Source organism: Anaerolineae bacterium (assembly GCA_013178165.1).
Classification (GTDB): Bacteria; Chloroflexota; Anaerolineae; order Aggregatilineales; family Ch27; genus Ch27.
Genome location: JABLXG010000022.1, coordinates 13,515 through 25,898, shown reverse-complemented (window position 1 = coordinate 25,898; position 12,384 = coordinate 13,515). Strand labels below are relative to the sequence as shown.

10 protein-coding genes and 1 other RNA gene are annotated in these 12,384 nt (G+C 58.0%); 4 read left to right on the top strand and 7 right to left on the bottom strand.

Annotated elements, in window-relative coordinates:
- Nucleotides 1-48: 48 nt before the first annotated feature.
- The 5 genes from HPY64_12515 to HPY64_12495 all read right to left on the bottom strand — a co-directional run bounded on the left by HPY64_12515 (nucleotide 49) and on the right by HPY64_12495 (nucleotide 5,281).
- Nucleotides 49-1,281: a sugar ABC transporter substrate-binding protein gene (locus tag HPY64_12515; GenBank protein ID NPV67960.1), complete on the bottom strand. Its 1,233-nt coding sequence runs from the start codon at nucleotides 1,279-1,281 to the stop codon at nucleotides 49-51.
- A gap of 44 nt (nucleotides 1,282-1,325) precedes the next feature.
- Nucleotides 1,326-2,171, bottom strand: a complete 846-nt coding sequence (locus HPY64_12510; protein ID NPV67959.1) for a carbohydrate ABC transporter permease — start codon at nucleotides 2,169-2,171, stop codon at nucleotides 1,326-1,328.
- 65 nt (nucleotides 2,172-2,236) lie between these two features.
- Entirely contained in the window at nucleotides 2,237-3,121 is an 885-nt protein-coding gene (locus HPY64_12505; protein NPV67958.1) for a sugar ABC transporter permease, read from the bottom strand.
- A 52-nt stretch (nucleotides 3,122-3,173) separates the two neighbouring features.
- A complete protein-coding gene (locus tag HPY64_12500) occupies nucleotides 3,174-4,334 on the bottom strand; it encodes an ROK family transcriptional regulator (GenBank protein ID NPV67957.1) in 1,161 nt (386 codons plus the stop codon).
- A complete protein-coding gene (locus HPY64_12495) occupies nucleotides 4,331-5,281 on the bottom strand; it encodes a hypothetical protein (GenBank protein NPV67956.1) in 951 nt (316 codons plus the stop codon). Before HPY64_12495 ends, HPY64_12500 begins: the two co-directional genes overlap by 4 nt.
- 566 nt (nucleotides 5,282-5,847) lie before the next feature.
- Here HPY64_12495 and HPY64_12490 point away from each other — a divergent pair.
- The 3 genes from HPY64_12490 (at nucleotide 5,848) to HPY64_12480 (ending at nucleotide 9,676) form a co-directional block, all read left to right on the top strand.
- On the top strand, nucleotides 5,848-7,590 hold the full coding sequence (locus tag HPY64_12490; protein ID NPV67955.1) for a DASS family sodium-coupled anion symporter: 1,743 nt from the start codon (nucleotides 5,848-5,850) through the stop codon (nucleotides 7,588-7,590).
- Nucleotides 7,591-7,724: 134 nt separating this feature from the next.
- On the top strand, nucleotides 7,725-8,225 hold the full coding sequence (locus HPY64_12485) for an Lrp/AsnC family transcriptional regulator (GenBank protein NPV67954.1): 501 nt from the start codon (nucleotides 7,725-7,727) through the stop codon (nucleotides 8,223-8,225).
- A gap of 35 nt (nucleotides 8,226-8,260) precedes the next feature.
- Complete coding sequence (locus HPY64_12480; GenBank protein ID NPV67953.1) at nucleotides 8,261-9,676, top strand: tyrosine phenol-lyase; 1,416 nt, start codon at nucleotides 8,261-8,263, stop codon at nucleotides 9,674-9,676.
- Between the two features lie 87 nt (nucleotides 9,677-9,763).
- Here HPY64_12480 and rnpB read toward each other — a convergent pair.
- Together rnpB and HPY64_12470 are read right to left on the bottom strand one after the other, a co-directional pair.
- Nucleotides 9,764-10,131, bottom strand: an RNA gene (rnpB, locus tag HPY64_12475) — RNase P RNA component class A.
- A 51-nt stretch (nucleotides 10,132-10,182) separates the two neighbouring features.
- Nucleotides 10,183-11,106 carry a hypothetical protein gene (locus HPY64_12470; GenBank protein ID NPV67952.1) on the bottom strand — a complete coding sequence of 308 codons (924 nt, stop codon included), beginning with the start codon at nucleotides 11,104-11,106 and terminating at the stop codon, nucleotides 10,183-10,185.
- A gap of 153 nt (nucleotides 11,107-11,259) precedes the next feature.
- Between HPY64_12470 and HPY64_12465 the strand changes: the two genes are divergently transcribed.
- The gene (locus HPY64_12465; GenBank protein ID NPV67951.1) at nucleotides 11,260-12,381 is read left to right on the top strand and encodes a hypothetical protein; all 1,122 of its coding nucleotides are present in this window, start codon (nucleotides 11,260-11,262) and stop codon (nucleotides 12,379-12,381) included.
- Nucleotides 12,382-12,384: the final 3 nt, after the last annotated feature.

Below are 12,384 nucleotides of genomic sequence, written 5' to 3'. Positions count from 1 at the left end.
GGAGCAGGCGATGGCCTGCTCCCAGTACACTCAGTATGGATGTCGCTCTTACGATGTCAGCAGGGAGTCAACCCGTTCCTTGGCCAGATTGAGGGCCGTCTCAGGGTCAAGCTCACCGGCGATTACGGCGTTAAACAGCTCGTCAAAGATGTCCTGCATCTCACTCTGCCGCGCGATGGTAGGCGGCGGCACGGGCGCTTCCAGCGACTGGAAGACCACCTCGCGGTTATCCGGCGGAGTCATGGCGAGATAGCTCTCAAACAGACTCATGTCGTTGAGCGTCGGCAGTTCCCAGTCAGCCGCAAGGCGCACATCGACAGCTGTCTTACTTGAAGTCATGTACTGCGCCCAGGCAGCAGCCTCCAGCGGATGTTCGGTGTTGATATCTACCGCGATACCGTTTGAGAAGAAGTGGTAGGCCTTGGTCGCCATGCCGGGTTCCAGCTGAATATCCCAGTTAAACGGCACTTCCTGGTAAGCCGGCATCATCCAGATGCCGGTCACCTGCATCCCCAACCGGCCAGCCTGGAACAGCTCACTGTCGCTAACGCCAGCCTGCTCAGCCGGATCAGGCATCACATCTTCCTCCAGCAGGCCGACCATCGTCTGCAGCGCCTCCACACACTCAGGGGCGTTGATCAGTGTCTCGGTCTTGTCCTCGTTGAAGAACTGGCAGTTATTCTGTGCAGCACGCTTGTAGAATTCCCAGAATTGGATCGGCGAGTAGATACCCCAGATGTCTGGCCCCAGAGCACGGATAGCCTTGGCCGTTTCTAGCGCGTCCACCCAGGTCCATTCGGCAGTCGGATAGTCGATCCCGGCCTGATCAAAGAGGTCTTTGTTATAGAACAGCACGACTGTTGAGAATGTCTCCGGCAAAGCATACTGCTTGCCCTCATACTGGAATGCGTGGAGAGCCTGCGGATAGTACGGCGCGTCCTCCGATACGTAGGCACTCAGATCCAGCAGCACACCATTGGCAGCAAAGGCGACGAAGTTCTCGTAATTCAACTCGAACACGTCAGGCGGATCGCCCCCGGCAAAGTCGGCCTGGAGCATGGTGAAGTAGTCGCCAAACGGCATGTTGTACGGTTCGATCTTGATGTTCGGATACTCAGCTTCGAATGCCGCAATGATCTGGTCCAACTCCGCTGCCCGATCCTGCCCGGCTGTGAAGTTGGCATAGCGGATCACGACTTTGCCCTCCTGGGCCAACGCTGGAGACAGCGCCCCCAAGAGCAGCACCAGCACGATGCACAGCCCTACGGTTTTGCGAAACATGCAGCTTCTCCTTTTACTCCTACGTCTAGCGAGAGCGCAATGCGCTAGCCTTTGATGCCACTGATAACGGCTCCCTGCACAAACCACTCCTGGGCGAACAGGTAGATCACCAGAATAGGCAGCACCGTCACCACAGCACCGGCCATGACTAGATTCCACTCTGTCAGGGATTCGTTGCTGCCCTGCAGCGTGGCCAAGCCCAAAGGAAGGGTCATGAACTCCTGCTTACGGGCCACGAACAATGGCCACAGGTAAGCGTTCCAGATGCTCATGAACGTAAAGACCGTCAGCGTCGCTAGCACCGGCTTTACCAGCGGCAGCATGACCCGCCAAAAGATCGTCAGATGGTTTGCTCCATCCATGACTGCTGCTTCTTCTAGCTCGTTCGGGATAGTCAGGAATGCCTGTCGCAGCAGAAAGGTGGCGAACGCGCTAAACAGACTTGGGGCGATCAGGGCAGGATAGGAGTTAACCCAGCCCAGCTTGCTGACCATAATGAACTGCGGGATGACCACAACCTGGTATGGGATCATCATGGTCGCCAGGTACAGGGTGAAGACGGTGTTCCGGCCCCGCCATTTCATCCGGGCGAAGGCGTAGGCGCTCATGGCGGCAAAGAGAATTTGGCCGACTGTGCCAACAACCGTAATGAACACGCTGTTGAGAACCATACGGCCCATCGGCATAATCTCGAACAGACGACGGTAGCTGTCCAGCGAGGCCGGGTTAGGAATAAAATCTGTCCGCAGAATGTACTCCCCAGTCTTGAGCGACGTGCTGAACATCCACGCGAACGGGATCAGCATTACCAGAGTCATGAGGATCAGTACCGTATACTGTAGGCCACTCAGCAACAGCCGCCCGAGCTGGTATTTGGAACGCACAGGCATGACATTGAGCCGGGTGATCGCGTTCGGCATGGCAATCGTCCTGGTTTCTATAGCTGGTCTGGTGCTCATAGCTCGTAGTACACCCATCGCTTCTGCAGTCGGAGCTGGACAACCGTAATAGCGAAGATCACCGCGAAGAGGACCCACGACAGCGTAGCTGCATACCCCATCCGCTGGTAGCGAAAGGCGTTGTTGACAATCAATTGCACCAGGACAGTCGTGCCGCGCTGCGCGTATTCCACCGGCATCAGGTACATCTGGTCAAAGACCTGGAAGGCCCCGATCAGGGTGGTGATCAGCACAAAAAAGGCGGTCGGCGTGATCAGCGGGAGAGTGATATAGCGCAGGCGCTGGAAGGCGTTCGCCCCATCAATCTGCGCCGCCTCTTGATACTCGTGAGGAATGCCCTGCAGACCCGCCAGAAACAGCACTGTAGAGAAGCCTGAATCCTTCCACACACTGGCAATCACTACGGCGTATAGAGCGGTCGCCGGGTCGAATAACCAGGCTGGCCCCTGTATACCCAGTAGCCCCAGCAGAAAGTTCATCAGCCCGTACTGGGGGTTGAAGATCCAGCGCCACATCATGGAGACCGCCACCCAAGATGAGACCACTGGGACGTAAAACGCCATCCGGAAGAACGCCCGTCCGCGCAATGGTTGGTTGAGCAGCAGTGCCAGCATAAAGGCCACGGCCATCACCGCAGGGACGTACAGCACCGTGTACAGCGCCGTATGTTCCAGCGCAGCCCAAAAGCGCGGGTCTTGCCCCAGGCTAGCGTAGTTTTGTAGGCCGATGAACTGCGGGGGCGTCAACAGATTCCATTCGAAAGTCGTCAGCCCAAGTGAAAAGATGACTGGGCCGACAATGAATACGAGTAAACCCAGCAGTCCCGGACTCAGGAAGAGCATCACCCATACCCATCGTTTGACGCCACTCTGACCGACCATACTAATCGCTCCACGCTTATTTCACTCACTAAAGAAACCGATTCAAAAAAGATCAGACTTCGATCTTCCGCGCGGATTCCACCAGTGGCGACTCAAAGACCTTGCCTACCACCAGGCCCGCGGCGCCACGCGCCCAGGTGCGATCGTCGCCCGGCTTGACAAGAATACGCACATGCTCAAACAGGCCATTGAAGCTATGAGAGCGAAGCTCGTCAAGCGCCGGTCCCAGCCGGTAATTACCCGCGATCACGCCCTCACCGCTGATGATGATCAACGCCGGGCAAAGCATATTGACCAGCGTGGAAAGACCGCGACCAATATAACGTCCACTGGCTGCCAGTGCTTCCTGGGCCACTCGATCGCCTGCTTCTGCCGCCGCCACAACGTCTGTAAGGGTGATCGCCCGCCGCTCCGCTCCCCATCCCGCCTGAACCTGGCGGAGGACAGCAGGATCAGCGGCAAGCGCCTCAAGACAGCCACGTTTGCCGCAATCGCACTGAGGACCATCCACCTCCAGGGTGATATGGCCCAATTCGCCTGCGCCACCGGGGCCGCCCTCGTAAAGCTGGTTGTGCAGCACTATCCCCATGCCAATACCACGCCCAACAGTCACCACAGCAAAATTCTCGTAATCGTGTCCATCGCCAAAAAGCTGCTCGGTGATGGTCAGCGTATTAACATCATTCGAAATGAAAACAGGCAGATTGAGTTCGGCGGCGATTGCATCGCCAATGGGCAGTTCATGCCACTTAAAAAACGGGGAATAATGCACTACGCCAGTTCGAGTGTTGACCACGCCTGCCAGGCCGATCCCCACACCCAGCACCTGCTTGACGGTGATGCCGGCCTCAACGATGGCGCGCCGCACAGCATTGCTCACAGCGACAACCACGTCCTGTGGTGCGCGGCTGGTCAGCGGAGCCTCAAGATAAAGCTGCTCGCTGACCTCCAGGTTGGTCACAGCACAAACCATTCGGTCTTCCATCAACTTGAGGCCGACAGCATAACCCGCAGTAGGATTGAGCCGAAGGAGTATCTGGGGCCGCCCGCCGGTAGATTCGCCCTCCCCTACTTCGATGATCCAGCCATCATCCAGCAGTTCGCCCACAATCTGGGAGATCGCCCCAACGCTGAGTCCAGAGATTTCCGTCAGCCTGGTACGGGATAGCGGGCCACGACGCCGAATCATATTGAGAACAAGGTTGCGATTCATGGCCTTGATGAGGTCCCGATCACCACGCCGAATGTTGCCCACACCACTTTTCTCACTGAATGAAATAAGCTGTCTACACTATACGCCTGATTTGCAGGTGTGTCAAGTAGCCGCATTCTCTCAAGGCAAATGCGACTCAGCGAAACGAGCGGGCGTGAGCATGCCGAGTGAGAGATGGGGGCGCCGGTGGTGATAGTAGTCGAGAAAAGCATCGGCATACTGCTGGGCCAGCTCCAATTCATCGCCCCGGAACTTGAGAGCGCCAAACTCCTCACGGCGCAGCGTGCCGTTGAAGGCTTCAATGAAAGCCTGTTCGTTCTTCTTGTAAGCCCGCGCGATACGATGCTGATCCGCCCAGCGATGCATGCCCTCAGCGCACTCGGCTTGAATTCTGACCCGCCATCGGTTTGCAGGAGGGACACGCGCCCGAATACCGCCATCAACTGCTCCAGGGCAACCCGGCCATCGGCGGCCTGTAAGGAGGGGCGCATGACAATCGCCGCTTCGCGGGTGAAGGTGTCAATCGCCGTGTAGGCGTACACCTCCCCCAGGTTGACGGTATCGACCTGCACCACCTGGCGCGGTCCGGTGGCACGCTGCACCGGCGCACCCTCGGGCTGGCGGTGATGCTTGCGTAAGACCAGATGGCGCTTGAGAATGCGATAGACCGTGCTGCGGCTGAGGTCAATGCCTTCCTGCGCCAGCACGTACACGACCTTCTCCCCGCAGCAGTCGCGATACTCCCGCCGGATACTCAATACCCGCTGCACCACATAGCCCGGCGTCTTGCGCACTCGGCGTCCTTTCTTCGCCTGCTTGAAATAGGCCACATAGCCCCGAATGCCCCGCATCCGAATGCCTTTGAGCCAGCGATAGATCGTCGCCCGATGCTTCCCCAGCTGCTCAGCAATCTCATCCGCCCTGTGCCCGGCTTCTTCAATTCCCATGCCACTTGAATCTGTGTTATAGTGTCCATCGTGCGGCTCCTGTGATTGGGTTGTTTGTCTCGCAACCACAACAACTTTATCACGGAGTCGCATTTCTATTGAGAATACTGCGGTAGCCACCGCTAATTGCCATGCAAAGAAGCCAAGGGCCGTCAGGGGACTAGCGGCAAAATTATCGCCAAGGGCTGGAACTACCTCCTACGCCAGAAACAGGCGTGGTCAGTTACCTCAAGGCCAGCCTGCATGCCGGCTCATTCCCGGCATTCCGTCGCTCCGCTTCTGCATATTGCAGCATGCATAGTTAAAAACTTGCGCCGATTGTGCAAACCGCACATACTTATCTCCAGGCTTGAGCGTGGTTTCGGGTTGACCGGGCATGCGATCCGGCCATACAGAGACATTCCGCACAGGTTACAACGTCCTCCCTGCAATGTGGTGCCCCATCTCGTCATGTCCGCCCGTGGCTCCCACCCTCAGCTGTACCGCGTTCGCTGCAGCATCTGATGGCTGCCAGCGAGGAATACTGCCTGGCTTTGCTGATAGGAAAGGACGAGGGAATCAAGAGCATGGCAACAAGTTCGCGGCTTTTGGTAACGAATCTCGTGCATAGCAAAGGGTTTACCATCAGCCTGATCCTCTTGCTAGGCCTCTTTGGCTATGCTCTGGCGCCGAGCGACCTGACGCCGGGAAACTACTCAGCCACAGTCACCCTGAACTTGCCGGATGGTGTCCATACCATTACACAGGATTTCACCCTCGGTAGCAGTGCCGGGCAACTGAAAACCACCGAAAGCATAGCCGATCCTTACACCATCCGTGTTAGTGGTCGCGACCAATATGCCTACAGGCTGGGCGAACGGATTACCTATCAGGTAGAGGTGACCGACAACGATGGCACCCCAATAGTTCTGCCTGTTGAGCACGCCAGTTCAATCATCCGCGGCCCCAACTACGAACAGGTGTTACCGCCAACAGATCGAGCCAGCGAAGCACTCGTTTTCACCATGCGCGTCCCTTTCCATGCGCGCATCACCACCGGCCTGCTCTTTGCAGTGGCCACCATCTGGCTGACCGAGATCGTCCCCCTTGCGGCGGGGGCGTTGCTGATTCCAGTCGTTATTGTGGTGACCGGCGTGACGGATACGGCTACCGTTTTGCAGCCATTCTTCCACCAGATTGTTGTGCTTTTTCTGGCTGGTTTCCTGATGGCCGAGGCAATGCGCCGCACCGGAATCGATCGTCTCCTGGCTCTGTCGATCTTGCGGCGGGCCAGCACCAAACCGACCTACCTGATGTTGTCAATGATGGCCATCACCGCCTTCCTTTCCATGTGGATGTCTAACACAGCAGCGGTTGCCATCATCATTCCTATCGCACTGGCCATCCTGAACAAGATACCGGATTCCCAAGCCGGCGGTTTCCACAAAGCCCTGATCCTGGGCGTGGCCTATGCTGCGGCCATCGGCGGAATCGGTTCAGCCATCGGCACACCTGCCAACATCCTGGCCATGACCTTCCTGAGCGAATTTGTGGGGGTCAAGCTGACGTTCAACGACTGGTTCGTCTATGGCCTGCCGTTGGTTGTGGTGATGGTTCCGACTATCTGGATCTATCTGCTCCTGACCTTCCGAGTCACGGCTCGTTCAGAACTGGATCGAAGTGTCTACATCCAGGAACTCAAAGAACTAGGCCCCCTGAACCGCTCTCAGAAAATCATCTTCGCCGTGTTTATCGTGGTCGTCCTGCTGTGGTTAACCGAAAATACACACAATATTCACGCCTCGATTATCGCCCTGGCTGGCGCCCTGGTCCTGTTCTTTACAGAAATCTTGCACCGCGACGATCTCAACCGGATCAACTGGGACGCCCTGCTCACGTTTGGCGGCGGCCTGTCCATCGGGAGCTTACTGGTGACCACGGGTGTCTCTGACTGGATAGCGCTTCAGCTGATCGGCCTGGTGAATCTGCCGCAGATCGTGGTGATCTTTCTGATCGGCGTATTGACCGTCGCGGTCGGCGCTTTCATCTCCAACACAGCCTGCGCAGCAATGCTTATCCCATTGGCCATCCCTCTGGCTCGCATTCTGCAGATCGATCCTCGTCTGCTGGTCGTTGTTGTGGCCATTGCCTCTTCGATCGATTTCGCCCTGGTGGTCGGCACGCCGCCAACCATGATGGCGTACTCAACCGGTTTCTTCAAAACCAGCGAAATCTTTCGCCGCGGGATCGTGCTCGATTTTATTGGAGTGGCGCTGCTTACCCTGGGCATGATCTGGGTCTGGCGGCTATTTGGTGCGGTGAGCTTCTGACCTGGCCGGCGAGGAGATATTTCCTTGCCGGCGTAACTGCGCCAGATGAATAAGCAAAATCACAGACCGCCATTTGACGAATAAGTTAACAGTGCTACACTGAATTACAGAATAACTGTAAACCGTGAATTGCCATGACCGAAACTTCTAAAGATCTAACACTTGACGACACCGACTACCGCATCCTTGAGTTGCTGCAGACCAACGGGCGTATGAGCAATGCCGACCTTGCCCGGCAACTGAAGCTCTCACCTCCGGCCATCCATGCACGCTTGCGGCGCCTGGAAAATCAGGGGGTTATCCGCGAATACGTCACCCTGCTTGACTGGGAACAGCTGGGCTATGATATGCTGTGCTTCATCAACGTTGCCATTCAGGTGCACCAGCCACAGACAGTCGAACAGTTCCGCCTTGCCGTGAAGCAGATGCCTGAAGTGCTGGAATGCCACCATGTGACCGGCGAATACGACTATCTGCTCAAAGTGGCCGTCCGCAACCGGAAAGAGTTGGAACGTTTTGTGCTGGATCAACTCACGCCCATCCCCGGCATCGCCAAGATCTATACCAGTTTGGTACTCAGGGAAATCAAATTCTCAACAGCCATTCCCGTTGGACGACCGCCCGGTAACCAGTAACACCTGGCGCATACTATTCAAAAAGGAGATTGCCCATGACGGACCGGAAACCGCAGACGATGGGCCAGCAGTTTGGCCGCCGATCCTGGGCTGAGCCATGGAAGATCAAGATGGTCGAGCCGATTCACTTGATCAGCCGCGAGGCCCGCGAGCAAGCTATCCGGGATGCTGGCTACAACACGTTCTTGCTACGCTCTGAGGATGTTTACATCGATTTGTTGACGGACAGCGGCACGAGCGCCATGAGTGACCGGCAATGGGCAGGCATGATGCTGGGCGACGAAGCGTACGCCGGAAGCCGCAACTTCTACCATCTGGAAGAAGCTATCCAGATGACCTACGGCTACAAGTACATCGTGCCAACTCACCAGGGCCGCGGCGCAGAACACCTGATCAGCCAGGTCGCCATCAAGTCCGGTCAGTATGTACCCGGCAACATGTACTTCACCACAACTCGTCTGCATCAGGAACTGGCTGGCGGAATCTTCGTTGACGTTATTATCGATGAAGCTCATGATCCGGCCAGCGAGCACCCTTTCAAAGGTAATGTCGACCTGGCCAAACTACAGGCCCTCATCGAAAAGGTCGGCGCAGAAAACATTGCCTATCTCAGCCTGGCCGGGACCGTCAACATGGCCGGCGGGCAACCGGTCAGCATGGAGAATGTCCGGGCCTTGCGCAGGCTGTGCAATAACTACGGAATCAGAATCTTCCTGGATGCCACCCGCATGGCTGAGAATGCCTTTTTCATCCAGGAACGGGAACCCGGCTACCAGGGCTGGACAATCGCGCAGATTCTCAAGGAATTCTGCAGTTACACCGATGGCGCATGGATGAGCGCCAAGAAAGACAATCTGGTGAATATCGGCGGCTGGCTAGCCGTTAATGATCTGGACATCTTTGAAAAAGCCCGCAACCTGGTAGTCGTCTACGAAGGGCTGCATACCTATGGCGGTATGGCCGGGCGTGACATGGAAGCTGTCGCCATCGGTATTCGCGAGATGGTGGAAGACGCGCACATCGCCGCCCGTGTCAATCAGGTGCGGTACCTGGGCGAACTGCTGATCGCATGGGGCATCCCGGTTGTAAGGCCCATCGGCGGACACGCTGTCTTCCTGGATGCCAGGGCGTTCTATGACCATCTGCCGCAGGACAAATTCCCGGCCCAGATGCTGGCCGCCCAGCTTTACCTGGACTCCGGCGTGCGGGCCATGGAGCGCGGGATCGTCAGCGCCGGGCGCGACCCTAAGACCGGCAACCACCGTTACCCTAAGCTGGAACTGGTGCGCCTGACCATCCCCCGCCGCGTCTACACGCAGGCACACATGGATGTCACCGCGGAAGCGGTCATGGCAGTCTATGAGGATCGACACAACATCAAGGGGCTGAAGATGGTCTACGAGCCGGAGTACTTGCGCTTTTTCCAGGCTCGCTTCGAACCTCTACCCTGATTCCCACGCCAGCCCTGCACACAGGAACAGCCTGCGGTTGGAATTCCCTTGCAGGCTGTTTGCCGCTACACGATCAGACTTCGGCGGTGGCCAAGTCGATCTATAAGCCGCATTCTGTACTCCGCATACACGGAGCGACGGTCATCTCTCTAGCCCCGGCGTTACCGCCGGGGTCAAGCAGCCTACCCGACGCTCAAACGAGACGGGCCGCCTCTCGCGCCTGTTTGGCCTTGCTCCCGGTGGGGTTTGCCTGGCCGCTGCTGTCGTCAGCAACGCCGGTGCGCTCTTACCGCACCGTTTCACCCTCGCTCGCGCCTACTGGCGCGGGCAATCTTCCTCTCTGTGGCACTATGCCGTCAGGTCACCCTGCCTGGCCGTTAGCCAGCACCGCGCCCTGTGGAGTGCGGACTTTCCTCGTCATGGTCAGACCATGCCGCGACCGTCCGATCCACTCAGCCACCACCCATGTATTATACCATAGTGCCAGACGGGAAACGGTCGCGCTGCTATCGCGTCATTTGTCCTGGGTTGGCCTGCATCGTCACATGCATTGCGCCTTCAGGACCACGCCACGCCACCGCCATGTACGGCGTGTTATGAGCAAAGCCCACATGTCCATTTCTGTCCAGCACGATGAGACCGCCTTCTCCGTTAACCCGATCGCGCAGGATTCGCAGGGCACGATCGGCAGCCTCCTGCGCAGAAAGCCCTGATGCCACTGCATCAGTGGCGGTCTTGCTCAACAACACCCGCATGATCGCTTCCCCGTGTCCGGTTGCCGAAGCGCCACCGGAGAGATTGTCCGCATATGCGCCCGATCCAACCAGCGGCGAATCGCCCACGCGACCCGGCAGCTTGAAGGCGATCCCGCCGGTAGAGGTAGCCGCTGCAATATTGCCAAACTGATCCATGGCCACTGCGCCCACCGTATCATGCCCGATCAGCGCCAGCTTGCGCGCCCGCAGCGCCGCCTGCTGAAATTCCCGATAGCGTGCCACTTCACGCGGAACCGTCAGTTCTGCCTGGCTGCACAGGCGCAGGCCAATCCGGGCAGCATACTGGCGAGCGCCCTCCCCCACCAGAATATTGTGCCCGGATTCCTCCATGATCCTCCGGGCCAGTGTCACGGGGTTGGCAATCCCACGTACCGCTGCCACTGCGCCCAGCCGCAACTGCGCACCATCCATGATCATGGCATCTAGCTCGATCTCACCCTCAGAGTTGAGCACGCTGCCAACGCCGGCGTCAAAGGTCGGGTTGTCCTCCATCTCGCGGACGGCGGCTTCCACCGCATCAAGCGCCGACTGTCCCCGTTCCAATAACCGCCAGCCAGTTTCAAACGCCACACGGCAGCCAGCCAGATAATCCTGATGTTCCGCCGGTGGGATATCCCCGGCACCGCCATGCACAATCAATGCGGGAACAGGCATACTCTCCTCGCCTTTCAGACCGCCCATACCTCAATATCAACCCAGTTAGTCAGCAGACGGTCATTTTACCACACCTCCAGGGGAGGGTTGCAGAGCGCGCCCGCGCGGCTATACAATCCGTACATGTCAGTATCGCACCGGGTTGCGCGATTTATGCACCAGATAGCCACCAGACAGCCCGCAGCAGCCTACCTCTGGCGTCCCTGGATGATCTGCCTGCTGGCAGCGCTGCTGTATCTGATTGCTGTCTTCCTTATTCACGACTCCAATGCTCTGACCTTTGTCACACTGGGCACCCGCTTCGCCGAACATGACCCCACCGGCGCCGAAGGGTACGATGGTCAATTCACCTACTTCATCGCCCGTGATGGCTGGGACGCAGCGCCCCTGCTGGACGTGCCAGCATATCGCCTTCAGCGCATCCTTCTCCCGGCGCTGGCCGCTGTGCTGTCCTTCGGCAATGCTGATCTGCTGCCTTGGCTGCTGCCCGCACTGAATCTTGCAGCGTTGATTGCGGGAGTCTACCTGCTGGAATCACTGCTGATTGCTCGCGGGGTGAGTCGCTGGTATGCGCTCATCTACGGGCTTTTCCCCGGCATCCTGATGGCGATACGTCTCAGCCTCAGTGAACCGTGGGCCTACGGGCTGGTACTGCTCGCCATCTGGCTCCGTGAAAACGGCCGCTTCTGGTTAGCGGCGGTCGCCTGTGCGCTGGCAACGCTGGCTAAGGAAACTGCCCTGATCTTTGCTGCCGGAATCGTTCTCTGGGAGCTGGCTTCGCGGCGCTGGCTAGCGGGCCTCACATTCGGACTACTTGCTATTCTGCCATTCGTGGCATGGCAGGCAGTGCTAACCGTCCGCCTCGGTACTCCCGGTCTTGGCTCTGGCGGAGACCTGGCCACACCCTTTGAGGCCATTCCTTTCAACGGCTTTCTGCGCATCTACACGGACACTGGCAACCTGCGCGTATTCGCCGCGTTCGCTCTGCTTCTGCTGCCAACGGCCATCGGGCCGACGCTATGGGCTATCTGGCGCACCCTGCACGACCTTGCCCGCGGAAAGCAGGCGCTTGAGGTCTTCCTGCTCCTGGCGAATGCTGCGGTATTGCCCTTTGTACCCTTCAGTACTTACCGGGAACCATTGGGCATGGTGCGTATGCTGGTGGGGCTGGTCGTCGCAGTGTTGCTGTATGGCGCCTGGCAGCGTAACAGGCGGGTCCTGCGCTACAGCAGTCTGTGGCTTGCGCTGCTGGCTCTGGCCGTGGTCAGCGGTTGAAGT